19 protein-coding genes and 2 tRNA genes are annotated in these 17,783 nt (G+C 69.0%); 14 read left to right on the top strand and 7 right to left on the bottom strand.

The annotated features are described in order from the left end of the window. The first annotated feature begins 16 nt into the window (after positions 1-16). From ACFQUZ_RS12520 to ACFQUZ_RS12460, 13 genes are all read left to right on the top strand, one after another. Complete coding sequence (locus ACFQUZ_RS12520; RefSeq protein ID WP_377441435.1) at positions 17-952, top strand: hypothetical protein; 936 nt, start codon at positions 17-19, stop codon at positions 950-952. Between the two features lie 114 nt (positions 953-1,066). Continuing rightward, the gene (locus tag ACFQUZ_RS12515; RefSeq protein WP_377441433.1) at positions 1,067-1,984 is read left to right on the top strand and encodes an FtsK/SpoIIIE domain-containing protein; all 918 of its coding nucleotides are present in this window, start codon (positions 1,067-1,069) and stop codon (positions 1,982-1,984) included. Further along, positions 1,981-2,175 (top strand): hypothetical protein, encoded by a 195-nt coding sequence (locus tag ACFQUZ_RS12510; protein ID WP_377441431.1) that lies wholly within the window; start codon positions 1,981-1,983, stop codon positions 2,173-2,175. Before ACFQUZ_RS12515 ends, ACFQUZ_RS12510 begins: the two co-directional genes overlap by 4 nt. 88 nt (positions 2,176-2,263) lie before the next feature. Beyond that, a complete protein-coding gene (locus ACFQUZ_RS12505) occupies positions 2,264-2,782 on the top strand; it encodes a hypothetical protein (protein ID WP_377441429.1) in 519 nt (172 codons plus the stop codon). After that, a complete protein-coding gene (locus ACFQUZ_RS12500; protein WP_377441427.1) occupies positions 2,779-3,447 on the top strand; it encodes a GGDEF domain-containing protein in 669 nt (222 codons plus the stop codon). Before ACFQUZ_RS12505 ends, ACFQUZ_RS12500 begins: the two co-directional genes overlap by 4 nt. A 785-nt stretch (positions 3,448-4,232) precedes the next feature. Next, positions 4,233-4,580 (top strand): RRQRL motif-containing zinc-binding protein, encoded by a 348-nt coding sequence (locus tag ACFQUZ_RS12495; protein ID WP_377441609.1) that lies wholly within the window; start codon positions 4,233-4,235, stop codon positions 4,578-4,580. Continuing rightward, positions 4,577-4,999 (top strand): DUF3307 domain-containing protein, encoded by a 423-nt coding sequence (locus tag ACFQUZ_RS12490; protein ID WP_377441425.1) that lies wholly within the window; start codon positions 4,577-4,579, stop codon positions 4,997-4,999. The genes ACFQUZ_RS12495 and ACFQUZ_RS12490 overlap by 4 nt, the downstream gene beginning before the upstream one ends. A gap of 13 nt (positions 5,000-5,012) precedes the next feature. Next, positions 5,013-5,219, top strand: coding sequence for a hypothetical protein (locus ACFQUZ_RS12485; protein WP_377441423.1), 207 nt, complete (start codon positions 5,013-5,015; stop codon positions 5,217-5,219). Continuing rightward, positions 5,216-6,076, top strand: a complete 861-nt coding sequence (locus ACFQUZ_RS12480) for a hypothetical protein (RefSeq protein WP_377441421.1) — start codon at positions 5,216-5,218, stop codon at positions 6,074-6,076. Before ACFQUZ_RS12485 ends, ACFQUZ_RS12480 begins: the two co-directional genes overlap by 4 nt. Next, a complete protein-coding gene (locus tag ACFQUZ_RS12475; protein ID WP_377441419.1) occupies positions 6,073-7,665 on the top strand; it encodes a replication initiator in 1,593 nt (530 codons plus the stop codon). The genes ACFQUZ_RS12480 and ACFQUZ_RS12475 overlap by 4 nt, the downstream gene beginning before the upstream one ends. Before the next feature lie 89 nt (positions 7,666-7,754). Beyond that, positions 7,755-7,958: a hypothetical protein gene (locus ACFQUZ_RS12470; RefSeq protein ID WP_377441417.1), complete on the top strand. Its 204-nt coding sequence runs from the start codon at positions 7,755-7,757 to the stop codon at positions 7,956-7,958. Continuing rightward, positions 7,955-8,146: a helix-turn-helix domain-containing protein gene (locus ACFQUZ_RS12465; protein ID WP_377441415.1), complete on the top strand. Its 192-nt coding sequence runs from the start codon at positions 7,955-7,957 to the stop codon at positions 8,144-8,146. Before ACFQUZ_RS12470 ends, ACFQUZ_RS12465 begins: the two co-directional genes overlap by 4 nt. Before the next feature lies 1 nt (position 8,147). Next, a complete protein-coding gene (locus ACFQUZ_RS12460) occupies positions 8,148-9,359 on the top strand; it encodes a tyrosine-type recombinase/integrase (RefSeq protein WP_377441413.1) in 1,212 nt (403 codons plus the stop codon). A 93-nt stretch (positions 9,360-9,452) separates the two neighbouring features. Here the strand turns inward: ACFQUZ_RS12460 and ACFQUZ_RS12455 are convergent. The 6 genes from ACFQUZ_RS12455 to gyrB all read right to left on the bottom strand — a co-directional run bounded on the left by ACFQUZ_RS12455 (position 9,453) and on the right by gyrB (position 15,734). Further along, a tRNA-Ala gene (locus ACFQUZ_RS12455) sits at positions 9,453-9,525 on the bottom strand. 39 nt (positions 9,526-9,564) lie between these two features. After that, positions 9,565-9,693 carry a DLW-39 family protein gene (locus ACFQUZ_RS12450; protein ID WP_377441411.1) on the bottom strand — a complete coding sequence of 43 codons (129 nt, stop codon included), beginning with the start codon at positions 9,691-9,693 and terminating at the stop codon, positions 9,565-9,567. A gap of 176 nt (positions 9,694-9,869) precedes the next feature. After that, positions 9,870-9,943 (bottom strand) — tRNA-Ile (locus ACFQUZ_RS12445). Positions 9,944-10,178: 235 nt separating this feature from the next. Beyond that, positions 10,179-11,135, bottom strand: a complete 957-nt coding sequence (locus ACFQUZ_RS12440) for a DUF3566 domain-containing protein (RefSeq protein WP_377441409.1) — start codon at positions 11,133-11,135, stop codon at positions 10,179-10,181. A 3-nt stretch (positions 11,136-11,138) separates the two neighbouring features. Beyond that, a complete protein-coding gene (gene gyrA, locus ACFQUZ_RS12435) occupies positions 11,139-13,664 on the bottom strand; it encodes a DNA gyrase subunit A (protein WP_377441407.1) in 2,526 nt (841 codons plus the stop codon). A 126-nt stretch (positions 13,665-13,790) separates the two neighbouring features. Beyond that, positions 13,791-15,734, bottom strand: a complete 1,944-nt coding sequence (gyrB, locus tag ACFQUZ_RS12430) for a DNA topoisomerase (ATP-hydrolyzing) subunit B (protein WP_377441405.1) — start codon at positions 15,732-15,734, stop codon at positions 13,791-13,793. Positions 15,735-16,377: 643 nt separating this feature from the next. Here gyrB and ACFQUZ_RS12425 point away from each other — a divergent pair. Further along, positions 16,378-16,932 (top strand): hypothetical protein, encoded by a 555-nt coding sequence (locus ACFQUZ_RS12425; protein ID WP_377441403.1) that lies wholly within the window; start codon positions 16,378-16,380, stop codon positions 16,930-16,932. Positions 16,933-17,030: 98 nt separating this feature from the next. On the opposite strand, the gene ACFQUZ_RS12420 is transcribed toward ACFQUZ_RS12425, so the two are convergent. Continuing rightward, positions 17,031-17,711 carry a DciA family protein gene (locus ACFQUZ_RS12420; protein WP_377441607.1) on the bottom strand — a complete coding sequence of 227 codons (681 nt, stop codon included), beginning with the start codon at positions 17,709-17,711 and terminating at the stop codon, positions 17,031-17,033. Between the last annotated feature and the right edge of the window lie 72 nt (positions 17,712-17,783).

Below are 17,783 nucleotides of genomic sequence, written 5' to 3'. Positions count from 1 at the left end.
ATAGGGAGGACTTGTCGTGCGCAAGTCTAGTCAGCGGTCCCCGTTCGGCTTGTCGAACCGTGGGGGCAACAACGTCGTCACTGTCATCGAGGCTCCGATCGCCCGGTCGTACCGGCGTCGGGCCATCATCGCGTTCTGGATCTGCCTCGGGGTGGTCGGCCTGTTGGCCGGCACTGTCGCCTCTCACTATCTGCCCCCGATCCTGGGGGCCATCGTCGGCGTCCTGGTCGGCGCTGTCGTCGGCGTAATGGCGTTCGCGCTGATCGTGGCGTGGCCGGTGCTGCGGGTGTTCTGGCACTGGCTCCCGGAGATCGTGCTCGGCCTGGTCGCCGTCTACGGCTGGCAGGCGCTGATGCAGTCCACCCCACTGGTGGTGTCGCTGCTCATCGTCGCCCTGCTCGCCGGTGTCCCGGCCGCTGTTAGCCCGGTCCGCCGCCGGATCGTGGCGGTGGTGTGGTGTCTGATCGTTCGGCACCGGCTCCGGTTGTGCTTCTCGGCGTTCATCGCCACCAACCGGCACGGTTCACTGCCGCTGATCCTGCTCGCTCGGCCGACCCCGGCCGGGGAACGGGTCTGGGTGTGGCTGCGTCCCGGCCTGTCCCTGCACGACCTGGAGCAGGAAGGCCAGGTGCAGAAACTGGCCGTGGCGTGCTGGGCCAACGAGATCCGCGTCATGCGGGCCTCCCGCCGCTACGCGGCGCTGATCCGTCTCGACATCACCCGCCGGGAACCCCTGGCCGCGACGGTCACCTCACCCCTGCCGGGCTACGTCACCGACGTCCCCGCCAACACTCCGACATCTCCGGGCATGCCGCCGGTCGGCCTCGACCTGCCCGACGTGCCGGACGAACCGGTCACCGTACCGGCCGACCCGCTCCGGCCCCGTAGGCCACGCAACCCCACCACCGCCGAGTCGAGCCCGAACGGGTTCGACCCCACCGACTACGCCTAACCACCACCACCACCAGGTGCGGCGTGGACCAGTAACCCGCCGGGTCGAGCGTCCACGCCCCCACCCTCTCCCGTCCCGCTGACACGTACGTGTCAACCCTGCCCAGGAGAACCGATGAGCCTCACCGACACGCTTCCGCTGCCACCCATCGGCATCGCCCCCGTCCCCGCCCCGGCTGCTGCGGAAACGGTGCCGGTCGGTCCGATGCTGTCCATCTTCGACCCGATCTATCTCGGCATCGACGAGTTCGGCCACCCGGTCTACCTGCCGATGATCTACCGCAACATCCTCATCGGCGGCGAACCCGGCGCCGGCAAATCCAGCCTGTTGAACACCATCGTCGGGCACGCCGCCCTGTGCCGGGATGCCCGGTTGTGTCTGCTCGACGGGAAGCAGGTCGAGCTTGGCCTGTGGAAAGACGCCGCCGATGTGTTCGTCGGCCCGGACATTGAGCACGCCATCCGGACCCTGCGTCGGGTGCAGACCGTGATGGACAACCGCTACGCCTACCTGCTGGCCTACCGGCGTCGGAAGATCGGCCCGAATGATGTGTTCGGTCAGATCCTGGTGGCCTGCGACGAGATTGCCTACTTCTCCGCCACCGCCGGGGACAAGAAGACTCAGGAACTGTTCTCCGCCCTGCTGCGCGACATCGTGGCGCGGGGACGGGCGGTCGGCATCATCGTCGCCGCCGCCACCCAACGACCGTCGTCGGACATCATCCCGCCGTCGCTGCGGGACCTGTTCGCCTGGCGGTTCGCCGGCCGCTGCACCAACGACGTGTCGTCGGACATCGTGCTCGGGCACGGCTGGTACGCCCGTGGCTTCTCCGCCAACAGCATCGACCCGAACAACCAGGGCGAGGGCTACCTCATCGCCGAAGGCGGCATCCCGGCCCGCACCAAGGCGGCCTACATGACCGACGCCGACATCATCCGCGTCGCTGACTACGCCACCTGGATCCGCCGCCGCTCGGGTCTGACCACCCCGGCGGAGCGTCGCATCGCGCGCACCGTCAGGCCGGCGGCATGACCACCCGCACCCGGCCCAACCCGGCCGACTTCACCGACCTGATCGTCACCGCCACGGGCGACGACATCGCCGCCCTCACTGATCTGGCCCGGCGTGCCGGTGTCCTGGTCTACCGCTCCACACCCCGCCCGGCCGGTCGCAACGACCCCCGGCACCGGGTGCTGATCCGGCTCCACCTGCACCACCCATAGCAAGACCGCCGACAGACCGGGACCTGCCCTGAGAAAGCGAACCCGACCTGCCGGCGCCAACCACCGCCCACGAAAGGACGTGGCTGCCATGAACCCTACCCACAACCCACCCCGCGCCGCGCTCGGCGACATCACGCCTGCCGACATCCTGCGCTGCGCCGCCCACTACCTCCAGACCCACGGCTGGATCCAGGGCAACTACTACCCGCCCACCACCACCGATGCGTTCCCGTCGGCCTGCGTTGTCGGCGCTATCAGCATGGCCACCTTCGGCCGGCTCACCTACGCACCGCTTGACCTGCCGTATGAGCAGCGCCGTGACTTCAACCGCGCCCTGGACGTCCTCATCGATTACCTGACCCGCACCGAACCGTGCGACGACGACGAAGACCCGTTGCCCGACGACGACCGCCACTCTCCGTTCGAGTGGAACGACCGACCCGGCCGCACCCTCGACCAGGTCCTCACCACGCTCACCGAAGCGGCCGACGACTACGACTGGACCCACGCCACCGAGGAAGACCTCGAAACCTACGCCGACGCTTGCGTGTGGGCCGAAAAGCACCCCACCCGTGAGGGTTTCCTCGCCTGGCTCGGTGCCCGATGAACGGCCACCCGCTCACCATGGCCGCTGTCGGCCTCGCCGCTGCCGGCGGCTACCTGACCGCCCGCTACCGGATGCGCGGCCAGCTGGTCGCCGCCCAACGGGCCGCCACGATCGACCCGCTCACCGGCATCGCCAACCGTGCCGGTCTGTCGGCCGCTGCCGACGCCATCCTGAACGCCGGGCAACCCGTCGTGGTCGCCCTGGTCGACCTGGTCGGCTTCAAAGCCGTCAACGACACCCACGGCCACGACGCCGGGGACCACATCCTCACCACCACCGCCCACCGGCTCACCACCATGGCCGGACCTCGCGGGATCGCCGCCCGTCTCGGTGGCGATGAGTTCGCCCTCCTGACCCGTTCGAGCGGGCCGCTGGACGGCTTGCTGCTGCGGCTTCACACCGCACTCACCACACCCGTCACCTACCAGGGCCACCCGCTGGCCGTCGGCGCCACCGTCGGCGCCGTCCCCGCCCACGCCGGTCAGCCGCTTGAGGTGTGGCTGCACCGCGCCGACCTGGCCATGTACACCGCCCGCGCCCACCGCGCGGCCACCCACATCTGGGCCGACACCACCACCCCGGCCACCGACACCCGCCCGATCCAGCGGGCCCGTGAACTGGCCCGCCCCACCAGCCGCCTGACCACCGCATGGAGGGCCGCATGACCACCGCCATTGAGATCACCGACGTGACACGTACGTGTCAAGACGTCTCTACCGCCACCCTGATCCGTTCCCTCGAAGACGCGTGGGCCGCGATCCGCGTCCAGCATCCCGAGGTACCGGCGGCGGTTATCGTCGTCGGCTCCGGTTCCCCCAGCAAACCCAACCAGGGCATGAAGTGGGGCCATTTCGCCGCCCTGCGCTGGCAGTCCGGCGACACCCAGCTACCCGAGGTGCTGGTCTCCGGTGAGGGACTGACCCGCGAACCGGACGCCGTGTTCACCACCCTGCTGCACGAGGCGACTCACGCCCTGGCCGACGTACGAGGTGTGCAGGACACCTCCCGACAGGGCCGCTGGCACAACAAGCGGTTCGCCGCCCTGGCCGCCGAACTCGGCATGGCCACCACCAAAGACGACAAGCTCGGCTACTCGCCCTGCACCCTGACCGACATCACGAAGGCCCGGTACCGGCAGGCCATCGCCGGTCTCGCCCAGGCGCTGACCGTCTACCGCCACCCGGAACCCACCGGTGAGGCGAAGACCCGCACGAACAACAACAACGGCCACACCTGCGAATGCGAGTGCCCGCGCAAACTCCGGATCTCCAAGACCGCCTTCGAAGAAGGCCCCATCGTTTGCGCCGTCTGCGGCGCGGCGTTCCTGCCCGAGGACATCGACCGGGACACCTACGAACACCCCACCCTCGCCACCGGCAACGGCGACCAGGACCAGGACCAGGACCAGGACGACAACGACGACCAGGACGCCGACGACGCGGAGGACCCGATGGTGTTCTACGACCCCACCGGCGAGAAGTACGGCATCCCGACCTACCCGTACAAGTTCGCCCCCGCCGGCATGGCCACCCGCCGGCAACTGCGTGACCGCGACCTGCGCCCCGGCGGGCAGGAACCCGCCGCCCAGATCCTCTGGCGGCGCGGTAAGCGCGTCGCCTACCTCTACCTGATCGACCACGCGCTACCCAAGCGCACTGCCACCCCCGCCCAACGGGCGGCCATCGACAAAGCGCTTCTCGCGCGGCGTACCTGCCCCACCTGCCGGCAGGTGAAGCCCTACTACATCCGCCACTCGCTCGGCGAGTGTTTCGACTGCACCCCCGGAGGTGCCCAATGACCACCGCCATTGTCTTCGCCGTCATCACGGCCGTACTGATCCCGGCCCACCACCTCGCCGACCACATCGTGCAAACCGACTCCGACGCCTCCCACAAAGCCGATCCCGGCTGGGACGGCTGGCGTCACCTCCTGGCCCACGTCACCACCTACCACCTCACGGTGGCCGTGATGCTCACCATCACCATCACCTTGCTCGACCTACCGGTCACCGCCGTCGGACTCACCGCCGGCCTCGGCTTCTCCGCCGTCACCCACGCACTGCTGGACCGCCGCTGGACGGTCCGCCTCATCCTGCGCCACACCGGCTCGGCCGACTTCGCCGAGCGTCAAACCCCCATCTGCGGCATGTACCTCGCCGACCAATCCCTACACCACACCTGCCTCTGGGCCTCCGCCCTACTCATCGCCTGCCTCTGAAAGGACCACCACCATGCTGTCTTACCGCTACCTCATCGCCTACGCCCACAGCACCGGCTACGGCTCCATCGAGTTCAGCCGCTCGGCTCCCATCACCTGCACCGACGACCTGACCGAGGTTCTCGACTACCTGCGCCGCAAGGGCGGTGCCACCAACCCGTTCATCCTCAGCTTTTCCCGCTTCGACAACCCCGCCCCGACCCGTCGGGCAACGTCATGACCACATCCGTCAAGCCCGCCCGCGTCGACCGTCTCCAAGACGGCGTCCTGGTCCTCATCGTCCTCCTCGTCGGCGCCATGGCCGGCGCCGCCTCGTTCTCCCACGTCCACGACTGGACCATGTCCAACAGCCCTACCGGAACCGGTGACTGGTTCGGCTGGGCCAACGCGGTCATCTCCGAACTCATCCCGACCGCATCCCTGATCGAGATCGGTAGGCGTCGCCGCGCCAACAAACCGATCGGCTACCCGATGATCCTGCTCGTCGCCGCCGTCGGGGTGTCCCTGACCGCGCAACTCGCGGTCGCCGAACCGACCGTGTTCGGCTGGATCGTCTCCGCGCTGCCCGCGCTGGCGTTCTTCGCCCTGTCCAAGCTCGTCTTCACCGCCACCACGGCACGGCCCACCAACCCGGTCCCGGCACCTGTGCCGGCCACCTCCGTCCCGGCGCAGTCTTCCGACACCACCGCCGACACGGAGGTCAGCCCGGCCGCCGACACCACGACCAGGGCCACCACCGCCGTCACCGGTGAGCAAACCGAAACCGAGCAACCGGACGAGACGGAACCCAGCGCACCGGCAACCCCGGAGCCGACCCCGGCCGCACCCGAACCGGTACCGACGCCCGTGTCCACCGCGTCCAGTGGGCTCAACCCCCGACTGCTGACCGGCGCACGGATCATCACCGACGCGCACGCGAAAGCCCACGGTGACCCGATCACCGCCGGGCAGCTCGCCGTACGACTACGCGTCCCCACCACCACGGCCGCCGACATCCTCACGGCCCTGACCAACACCAACCAACCATCGATCAACGACCGACCGCACAACGGCACCACCGTCGGAGCCGCCAAGTGACAGCCTCGACGCTGCCTCTCGCGCCCGGAACCCCCAAGGTTCCGGGCACGGGAGCCTCCGCCGAGCCGGACACCGGCTACTGGCCCTGGGCCACCCCCACCCCAACCACTCGGACCCCCGCTGAAGACGGCTGGGTACGCGGCCACGACCCGCGCACCGTTCAATCCGGCCGCGCCCGCGCCCAGGACCCCGACTACCCCGAATGGCTGCACCACGTCCGGGCCGCCGCCGCCTGCAAACACCCCATCCGCCTCGACGGGCAGATCCACGTCACCGACGCCGACGGCAGGCGCATCGCCACCGTCGACACCGACACCATGCCCGACGGCGCCATCTACACCCCGTGCGGCAACCGCCGCGCCAACATCTGCCCGTCCTGCGCCGAAACCTACCGCCGCGACACCTACCACCTGATCGCCGCCGGGCTACGCGGCGACCGGTGGGGCATCCCCCCACTCGACCAACACATCGCCATCTTCCTCACCGCCACCGCCCCCTCCTTCGGCCCGGTACACCACCGCGTGGTGAAGACCCACGCCGCGGACTGCCGCCGCAAAGACGGCTGCACCTGCCGCCCGGCGATCTGCCACCCGTTCGGCCGCACCTGCCCCCACGGACACCAGATGCGCTGCGGGCAGCGACACAAGACCACAGACCCGCACCTCGGCCAACCGCTGTGCCTGGACTGCTACGACCACCACGCCCAGGTCGTGTGGAACCACGAAGCCCCCGAACTGTGGCGCCGCACCATCCAACAAGTCGACCGCGAACTCCGCCGCCTCGGCCGCTCGTACGGCGTCGACCTACGCCGCCGCTACATCAAGGTCTACGAATTCCAGGTACGCGGCGTCATCCACTACCACGCCCTCATTCGCCTCGACGGACACAACCCCGACTGCCCCGACGCGATCGTGCCCCCACCCCGGACGATCAGCCGGGACATGTTCGCCGACGCTGTCCGGGCCGCGTTCGTCAAAACCACCTACACCTGCGCCCCACACCCCGCCCACGGCAACCAGGGATGGCGCATCGCCTGGGGAGACAAGGGCCTGGACCTCGCCCACGTCAACGCCCCCGGCGGACCCGTCAACCTCAACCACATCACCGGCTACATCGCCAAGTACGTCACCAAATCCACCGAGGTCACCGGCCAAACCCTGCGCCGTGTCGACGACATCACCATCGACATCCACGGCGACCCCGCAACCCACGTCGGCCGACTCATCCGCGCCTGCTGGGACCTCGGCGACCACGAGCCCTACCACCGACTCCGCCGCTGGGCCCACCAATACGGCTACGGCGGCCACATCACCACCAAAAGCCGCGCCTTCTCCGTCACCTACGGCCACATCCGCCTCCAACGCACCATCTGGCGACGCACCGAAGGCCACCCCCACACCTGGGACGACGAACACACCGACCGCGTCATCTACCAACTCGGCTACCAAGCCACCGGCTGGATCACCACCGGCGACGCCCTACTCGCCAACACCGCCGCCGCCCAAGCCCGCGCCCGACACCTTGCCGGCCTCGACGCCCTCGCCGACGACCACACCCCCCGATCCACCGCCCAACCCCTGGCCGCTTGACACGTACGTGTCAACGCCTGCGAAGCCGTTCCTTGACAACTCCACAGCGCACCAACCCAGCCGCAACCCCTGACCTGGAAGGAGTCGCCATGCCCACCCGCACTCGACCCGTGATCGCGGTCCGGCTCATCGGCCCGACCGCCACCGTCACCACCCACGCCGCGACCATCGCCGCCCAGCTCGTCGCCCACCACGGCGCCGACCGAGTCACCTGCCGCACCAGCACCCACCACGCCGGATACACCGGCGAAAGCCGCGTCTACATCACCATCACCAGGAAGGAGCCCCGATGACCGCACCCACCACCCCCACGCCGGAACTGTGGTCGATCGCCGAAACCGCCGCCTACCTCCGCGTCCCGGTCGGCACCCTCTACCAATGGCGCCACCGCCGCAAAGGCCCCCGCGCCGCCAAGGTCGGCCGCCACCTGCGCTACAAACCCGCCGACGTCCGCGCCTGGCTCGACAACCAGGCGGCCTGACATGCCCATCGATGACCTGTGGTACCTCAGCAAACGCGGGACCGACGGCAAACGCCTCCCCTCGAAACGGCACGGACGCGGCAAACGATGGCGGGTCCGCTACCAGGACGCTCACGGTGAGCCTCGCGAAAGGCTGTTCGAGAAGAAGGTCACCGCCGAGGACTGGGACCTCAAGGCGCGTACCGGCGCCGCCGTTGAGACGAAGGTCGACCAGTCGGAGCGGCAAACGACCTTCCGTGAGTACGCCGAACGGTGGCGGTTGTCGCGCGAGGTCGGCTGGGCGTTGGAAACCCGGAAGCGGGTGGAGTCGAACCTTCGATGCCACCTGTATCCCGTATTCGGAGACCGGCCGCCACGCGCGGTAACACTGACCACCGTCATGGAATGGCTGTCCCGCCGCCTGGCCGAGGACACCCCGAAATCATCGCTGAAGCTCTACTTCGAGTTGCTCGACGCCGTCATGTCGGCCGCCGTCACCGACAAAGTGATCCCGGACAACCCGTGTGACGGGGTCAAGCTCGCCCAGGTGCTGCGCGGGCTGTCCCGAACGCCGAAATGGGTTCCGACGGAACGAGAGGTGCTAGCCCTGCTCGGCACTGTGCCGGACCGGTACCGGGCCATGATCTGGCTCGGCGCCGGTCAGGGATGCCGCCTCGGTGAGGCACTGGGAATGGAGGACGGGGAACGCTGCGTCGACATCGGCCGGGCGGAACTGCACGTGGTTCAGCAACTGCGGTACTCCCCGAAGGAACACGACGGCTTCTACCTCAGCGAACCCAAGGCCGGATCATCCGGCACGCTCGACCTGGACCAAGTCGTCGGAGAGGTGCTGACCGAACATGTTCGGCGGTTCCCCCCGGCTGAGGTCGAGATGGTCGACATCCTTTCGGGTGAACCGGTCCGACGGAGTGTTCCACTGCTGTTCACCACCACCCACGGGAATCCGTTCACCGATCGGACGTGGTCCCGAGAGTGGGTCGGCTGGCGGGATGCCGCCGGATGGCCGAAGGAACATGGCGGCTTCCACGCCCTGCGGCACTTCTTCGCCACGACCCTGATCACGAACCACGCCGAACCGCAGGAGGTTCAGCGGCTGCTGCGGCACAAGACACTGCGGATCACGCTGGAAACCTACGTGCATTGGTGGCCCAAACGGGACCGGCGCCGAGGGCTGATCGGGGAGATCCTGCGGGCTGCGTCGGCGGACTTGTGACCAGCCGGCGAACCAAGATCGGAAGCGACTTGTGCCGGATCTGTGCCCGATGACCTTGCGGCAGACAAACGCCCTGGTCACGGGCCTTATCGGTGGAGCCGAGGGGACTCGAACCCCTAACCCCTGCCTTGCAAAGGCAGTGCTCTGCCAGTTGAGCTACGGCCCCGGGAGCGGATCGTCCAGCCGGGACGGTCCGCACGGAGGATCAGCGTAGGTCGGGCGCGTTGGTGGCCTCGTGCCACAGGGTGCGCTCGTCGTTGGACGCCTTGACCTTCTTGAAGACCAGGGCTGCCACACCTACCACGCTGGCGATAACCAAGAGCTTCTTGAACACGGGGCAACCCCTCACACGTGACTACCGATCAGGCGGAATGCCTCGGCGAGCGTAGCAGGCAGACCAACGCGTTCGGCGCCCGACATCCAACGTCGAACTGCGGTCGCGGGGGAACCCCGGCGGCTGGAACGCCTGCCCGTCGAACGCAGGAGATCCTGCGTTCGACGATGTTGAGGTGGGGCTAGCTGGAATCGAACCAGCGACCTCAGAGTTATCAGCTCTGCGCTCTAACCGACTGAGCTATAGCCCCCTGTGGCGACGAGCAAGGTTACCGTACCGCCGGATGCGCGCCCAAATCGGGGCGCTCCCCTGCGGCGACGGCGACCAGGCGCCACTCACCGTACGTGCGGATCATGGGCGCCAGCACCGATCGGCCCCGCCGACGGCGCTCGGCTCCGGCGACCCTACCCGGAAAGGCCGCACCGGGGCCACCGCATAGTCGCAGCGCCCCGGTGCGAAGAGTCGAACCCTACGGAAGCAGACCGTCAGTCGCGCTCGGCGAGGGTCAACTCGATGCCACCGACCAGGTCGGCGCAGACGTTGTAAATGAACGCGCCGAGCGTCGCCAACGCGGTGAACAGCACCACGTTCACCAGGCCGATCAAGGCCGACGTGCCGATCACGCCCTTCGCGGTGATCCGGAAGGTCTCGGCGCCCGGCCCACCGCCCGCGCTGATCAGATCGGCGAGGCTGCTGTTCACGCTCTCGAACACGCCCATCGCGTCCAGCGCCAGATAGAGCACCGAGGTGGCGACCACCACCACGATGAACAGCACCACCGATACCGCGCCGGAAAACTTCATCACCGACCATGGATCGATCCGCTTGAGGTTCAGCCGGGCCCGCCGCGGTCCCCGGGACGCCGCCGAGTTGACGGTGCTGCGGGCCGCCCGGACCGCCTCGGTCACCCGGGCCGCGCCGACCGCCGCCGCGCCACCCACCGGGCCGGGCCGGTCACCCACCGGGCCAGACCGGTCACCCACCGGGCCAGACCGGTCACCCACCGAGCCGGGCCGGAACGCCGTCGTGGTCGCCCCCGCCGGGCCGCCCGCCGGTCGGGCACCGGTGGCCGCCGAACGACCGCCGTCTCCCGCCGCGGTCCGCGTCGGGTCGCCCGCCGTCGACCGGCCGGCGCTCGGCTGCGTACGACCGGAATCACCGGACCCGGCGGTGGCCGTGCCGCTGCCGGCGGACCCGGAAGCCGGCTTCTTCTCCGGTTTCGTGGCGGCCGGCTGCTGATCATCGCTGGGCTTGTCCGGAGCGCCGGGCGGAGGCGGCATGCCGGGTGCCCTGGTGAACTTGGGGGACGGCGGGTCAGCGGGGACTGCCGCCCGGCCGACCGCCGCGCGGCCGGTCGCGGGCGAGCCGCCGCCGGCGGCCTCCTCGTCGACCGGGGTGGTCGAGGCCCCCGCAGTCCCCGACTTCGCCTGTGTCTCCGTCATCAACTAGTCCTGCCCGTCAGGTTCGTCGGCGTTACGCGCGATTGCCACGATAGTCACGCCGTCCGGTAGGTCCATCAGCTTGACCCCCATTGTGTTCCGATCGCGAGTTCGGCGTACAGGCTTCACCGGAGTCCGGATGACACCACCGTTGCTCGTGATCGCGAAAAGCTCGTCGTCAGGGCTGATCACGACCGCGCCGACCAGCGCGCCACGGCGCTCAGTGATCTTCGCGGTGAGCACACCCTTTCCTCCCCGACCCTGGACCGGATATTCCTCGATCGGTGTACGTTTCGCGAACCCACCGTTCGTGGCGACCAGGACGTCCAGATCCATCCCTTCCTGGACGACCGCCATGGCCAGGAGCACATCGCTGTCCGTGAAACGCATCCCGATGACACCGGAGGTCGCCCGGCCCATGGGACGCAGCGCCTCGTCCGTGGCATTGAACCGTATCGCCTGAGCATTCTTGGACACCAGGAGGAGGTCGTCAGCCGGGCCGGCGAGCGCCACACCGACCACCTCGTCGCCATCGCGCAGGTTGATGGCGATGATCCCGCCCGAGCGGTTGGAGTCGAACTCCTCCAGCCGCGTCTTCTTGACCAGGCCGTTCCTGGTGGCCAGGACGAGGTACGGCGCCACCTGGTAGTCCGGAATCTGGATCACCTGGGCGATGTGCTCGTCCGGCTGGAAGGCCAGCAGGTTCGCCACATGCTGGCCGCGGGCCGACCGGCTGGCCTCCGGCAACTCGTACGCCTTGGCCCGGTAGACCCGGCCCTTGTTGGTGAAGAACAGCATCCAGTTGTGCGTCGAGCAGACGAAGAAGTGGCTGACGATGTCGTCCTGCCGCAGGTTGGCGCCGCTGACGCCCTTGCCACCCCGCCGCTGCGACCGGTACAGATCGACCTTCGTCCGCTTGGCGTAACCCGTCCGTGTGATTGTCACCACAACGTCCTCGCGGGCGATCAGGTCCTCCATCGAGACCTCGCCGTCGAACGGCATGATCTGCGTCCGCCGGTCGTCCCCCCACTTGGCGACGATCTCGCCCAGTTCCTCGGAGATGATCCGGCGCTGCCGCTCCGGCTTCTCGAGGATGTCCTTCAGGTCGGCGATCTCGACCTCGAGCTTCGCCAGCTCGTCGATGATCTTCTGACGCTCCAACGCCGCGAGCCGGCGCAACTGCATGTCCAGGATCGCGGTCGCCTGGATCTCGTCGATGGTGAGCAGCTCCATCAGGCCCTGCCGGGCCTGGTCGACGGTCGGCGAGCGCCGGATCAGCGCGATCACCTCGTCGAGCGCGTCCAGCGCCTTCACCAGACCACGCAGGATGTGCGCCCGTTCCTCGGCCTTGCGCAACCGGTACGCCGTCCGCCGGCGGATCACGTCGATCTGGTGCTCGACGTAGAAGCGGATGAACTGGGCCAGGTTGAGGGTGCGTGGCACCCCGTCGACAAGCGCCAGCATGTTGGCGCCGAACGTCTCCTGCAACTGGGTGTGCTTGTAGAGGTTGTTCAACACCACCTTGGCGACCGCGTCGCGCTTGAGGACGATCACCAGCCGCAGGCCGGTCCGCCCGGAGGACTCGTCGCGGATGTCCGCGATCCCGGCGAGCTTGCCCTCCTTGATCAGATCCGCCATCCGCTCGGCCAGGTTGTCCGGGTTGACCTGGTACGGCAGCTCGGTGACCACCAGGCTGTTCCGGCCCCGGCGGTCCTCCTCCACCTCTACCACGGCCCGCATCCGGATCGAGCCACGGCCGGTCCGGTACGCGTCCTGGATCGCCGTCGTGCCGACGATGAGGCCCCGGGTCGGGAAATCCGGTCCCTTGACGATCCCGATCAACGCGTCCAGCGTCTCGGCCTCGTCGACCTCCGGATTGTCCAGGCACCACTGCACGGCCGCGGCGATCTCCCGCAGGTTGTGCGGTGGGATCTTGGTGGCCATGCCGACCGCGATGCCCTCGGAACCGTTCACCAGCAGGTTAGGGATGCGCGACGGCAGGATCGTCGGCTCCTTGGCCCGGCCGTCGTAGTTGTCCTGGAAATCGACGGTGTCCTCGTCGATGTCCCGCAGCATCTCCATGGCCAGCGGGTCCAGCTTGCACTCGGTGTAGCGCATGGCGGCGGCCGGATCGTTTCCGGGCGAGCCGAAGTTGCCGTTGCCGTCGACAAGCGGGTAGCGCAGCGACCAGGGCTGGGCCATCCGGACCAGCGCGTCGTAGATGGCCGAGTCGCCGTGCGGGTGGAACTGGCCCATCACGTCGCCGACGACCCGGGAGCACTTCACGTAGCCCCGGTCCGGCCGGTAGCCCGAGTCGAACATCGCGTACAGGATCTTGCGGTGCACCGGCTTGAGTCCGTCGCGGACGTCCGGCAGGGCCCGGCCCACGATCACGCTCATCGCGTAGTCGAGGTACGAGCGCTGCATCTCGACCTCGAGCCCGACCGGCTCGATGCGGTCGCGGGAGAGGACGCCGCCAAGCGCCTCCGGCTGGGACGGCTCGACGTTCGAGGGCTCGGGAGTATCCGTCACAAGTCAACCCTTATCAGGAGTAAATACCGCGTATGGCTGTGGATAACGGCTGTGGAAACCGGCGAAACTGTGGATAACTGTGTGGACGGTTGACCCGCCGCCGCACGACGACGGGCCCCCGTCTCATCAGATGTCCAGGAAGCGCACGTCCTTGGCGTTGCGCTGGATGAACGACCGGCGGGCCTCGACGTCCTCCCCCATGAGGACGCTGAACAGCTCGTCGGCGGTTGCCGCGTCGTCCAGGGTGACCTGGCGCAGGGTACGGGTGGCCGGGTTCATCGTGGTCTCCCACAGCTCCGGGTAGTTCATCTCGCCCAGACCCTTGAACCGCTGGATGTCGTCCGGCTTCGCGGTGGCCTTCTTCTGCTGACGCAGCTTGATCAACCCGTCCCGCTCGCGGTCGGAGTAGGCGTACTGCGAGTCGTCACCCTTCCGGTTCCACTTGATCTTGTAGAGCGGCGGTGCCGCGAGGTAGACGTGACCCAGCTCCACAAGCGGCCGCATAAACCGGAACAGCAGGGTGAGCAGCAGGGTCTGGATGTGCTGACCGTCCACGTCGGCGTCGGCCATCAGCACGATCTTGTGGTACCGCAGCTTCTCGATGTCGAAGTCGTCGTGGATGCCGGTGCCCAACGCGGTGATCAACGCCTGCACCTCGTTGTTCTTGAGCACCCGGTCGATCCGGGCCTTCTCCACGTTGAGGATCTTGCCACGGATCGGCAGGATCGCCTGGAACCGCGGCTCCCGGCCCTGCTTGGCCGAACCCCCGGCCGAGTCACCCTCGACGATGAACAGCTCGGACTCGCGGGGATCGGTCGACTGGCAGTCGGCCAGCTTGCCCGGCATCGAACCCGACTCCAGCAGCGACTTGCGCCGGGCCAGTTTGCGAGCCTGCTGGGCGGCGATCCGGGCACGAGCGGCCTGGGACGCCTTCTGGATGATGGTCTTCGCCTCGCTGGGGTTGCGGTCGAGCCAGTCGACCAGCCACTCGTTGCAGACCCGCTGCACGAAGCTCTTCACCGGGGTGTTGCCCAACTTGGTCTTGGTCTGGCCCTCAAACTGCGGCTCCCGCAGCTTGACCGAGATGATCGCGGCGAGCCCCTCGCGGATGTCCTCACCGGAAAGCTTCTCGTCCCCCTTGAGCAGCTTCTTGTCGGCGCCGTACCGGTTGATCACACCGGTCAGGGCGGCCCGGAAGCCCTCCTCGTGGGTGCCGCCCTCGTGGGTGTTGATGGTGTTCGCGAAGGTGTAGACCGACTCGCCGTACGACTCGTTCCACTGCATGGCGATCTCGACCGCCATGCCGTCCTCCTCGGCACCGAACTCGACCACCGTCTTGTGGATCGCGTTCTTGGAGGCGTTGAGGTGCCGGACGAAGTCGGCGATGCCACCCTTGTAGCAGAACGTGACCTCGCGCGGCTTGCCGTCCTCCTCGTGGACCCGCTCGTCACGCAGCGAGATGGTCAGGCCCCGGTTCAGGAAGGCCATCTCCTGGAGCCGGCGGTAGATGGTCTGGAAGTCGAAGTCGACGGTCTCGAAGACGTCCGGGTCGGGCCAGAACGACACGGCCGAGCCGGTCCGGTTGGTCGGCTCGCCCTTCTCCAGCGGACCGGGCTTGGAGTTGGCGTACTGCTGCCGCCAGAAGAAGCCGTTCTTCTGGATCTCCACGGCCATCCGGGTGGAGAGCGCGTTGACCACCGAGACACCGACGCCGTGCAGGCCGCCGGAGACCGCGTACGACTTGCCGTCGAACTTGCCGCCCGCGTGCAACACCGTGAGCGCCACCTCGACGCCGGGCTTCTTGAGCTTGGGATGCAGGTCCACCGGGAAGCCCCGGCCGTTGTCGGTCACCCGGACGCCGCCGTCGGCGAGCAGGACCACGTCGATGGTGTCGCAGTGTCCGGCCATCGCCTCGTCGACCGCGTTGTCCACAACCTCCTGGACCAGGTGGTGCAGACCACGCTCACCGGTCGACCCGATGTACATACCGGGTCGCTTGCGGACGGCCTCCAGGCCCTCCAGCACGGTGATCGACTCGGCGCCGTACTCCTGCTTCTTCTGCGCTGCCACCCTGGCCACTTTCTCGCCCCCACGGCGCCGTACGGCGCGCGGACGCAGGTTCGGCGGGTCGCCGTCGGTCGACGCACGGACCGCCCGGGGATATTGTCCGGGTACGGGACTGAGTGCGCCGATCGCGCCAGCCACTCGCGATCGCGATCGGGTCGGAGCCGGCCGCCAAGGTCGACCAAGGCCGAGGTGGCCCCGACCGGCGCTCGCACCGGCTCCGCGTCTCGCATCAATCCTACTGTGCCGAGCCGACAGATTCTCCACACGGCACCCTCTGGAAGGCACCTCAGACGCTCGTAGCCGGCCGAACCGCGCAGGCCGCTACTCCCCCCACACGCGGGTGTCCCGATCACGGCCATCATGACCGGCCGGCCGGTCCGCCGACGCGCGGCAATGGGGCCGTCCGGGACGCGGGTTGGCACGGCGATCGGGGCTGGCCGGGCTGGCGATCGGGGCCGTCCGGGCCGCGCCAGGCCGGCACGGGGGTCCGGGCTGGCCGGGCTGGCGATCGGGGCCGTCCGGGCCGCCAGGCCGGCACGGGGGTCGCGGCCACCGCACGCCGTGCCGTAACTTTGCGTCGCCACCCGAGGAACTGGTCGACCGGATCGACCCGACCGAACTTCCGTACGCGCTGGAGGAAGCCGACATGGGGTTGGACAACGTCGCGGTGCAGTGGCCGCGGACCGGGCGGTTCTACGACCCGGTGGCGCCGGCGGAGTTCGTCGACTTCGGCGAGTTGGCCGAGTCGGTCGACGTCGAATCGCCGACCGCCGCGCTGGCCGGGTACATCGCCAAAACCGGCTCAGTGCGAGCCACCGCGTACACCGAACTTGTGGACCTGCTGCTCGGCCTGGACGGGGTTCTCTACGCCACCGAGGCCGCTGCCGAGGACGAGGACCCCGTGATCGACCCCGACGGCTGCGCGTGGATCGCCGGCGGCCTGGAGCGGTTCGTGGCCGGCCACCGGGACCGGGGCGAGGTGGTCACCTTCGACACCGTGGCCGAGGTGCTGCGCGCCACCCTCGCCGAAGGGCGGCTCGCCGAGCAGCAGCTGCGCTGGCTGGAACAGCGGTTGGACGCGTTGCGGGACGACTCCGGCGCCGCCCCGCAGTGGCGCTTCCCCCGCTCCGAACTGGCCGTGCTCGGCCAGTTCTACCGCCGCTGCGCCGACCGCGGCTTCGCCGTCTACGCCGACTCCTGACCCCTCCCTTTTCTCGTCGATCTAGGGCAGATGGTCGTGATTGGAGATCAAACAGTGACCATCTGCCCTAGATCGACGAGAAAAGGGAGGGGCGGGGGTTAGCCGTAGGTGTCGCGGGGGCCGCGGCCACGGACCCGCCTTGGCCCCCGGGACCAGGAGGGCGCCGCCGGGCCGTGGATATTCAACCGACGCACCACGTCATGTCCCACCACGGCCGCGATCTGCCGCAACAGCGAACCGCTGAGCAGCCGCAACTGGGTCGCCCAGGCGGTGGACTCGGCCTCCACCGTCAGCTCCCCATCGACCAGCTTGACGGGCCGGCTGTGCTCGGCGACATCCGCGCCCACGACCTTCGCCCAGGACCCGAATACCGTGGCTTCCGCGGTGGGGCGCTGCCATCCCCGGGCCTTGACCAACCGGGCCAGCACCGCGCCGAGCGGCTGCGGATCGCGCGGATCCGGGCCGGGCCCGGAGTAGCCGCGCGGCCGGCGCCGCTGGCTCGCGCCGGCACCGTCGGCAGACCCACCCGAACCTCCGGTACGCCGACCGGGCTGGCTCGTCCCCCGCCGCGCTCGCGCCGCGTCCAGCACCGCCCGGGCAAGCTCGGGACCCGCCGGGCCGTCACCCGCTTTACCGGCACCGGCCGGGCGGTCCGGCGACGGTCCGGCCGGCTTACCGGGCGCACCGGCGCTCGTCGCGTCGACCGGCGACGGTCCGGCCGACGACGGTCCGGCCGACGGACCAGGTGAGCCGGCACCGGTCGGGTCGACCCGGCTCAGGTCCGGCCGGGTCGGCCGGCCGCGGCGGGCGGCTCCCGAATCCGGCGCCCGGTCCCCGGACAGGCCGTCGCG

It is taken from the genome of Plantactinospora sp. GCM10030261 (genome assembly GCF_042666615.1).
Taxonomy (GTDB): domain Bacteria; phylum Actinomycetota; class Actinomycetes; order Mycobacteriales; family Micromonosporaceae; genus KBS50.
This window is presented reverse-complemented; position numbering and strand designations above follow the sequence as displayed.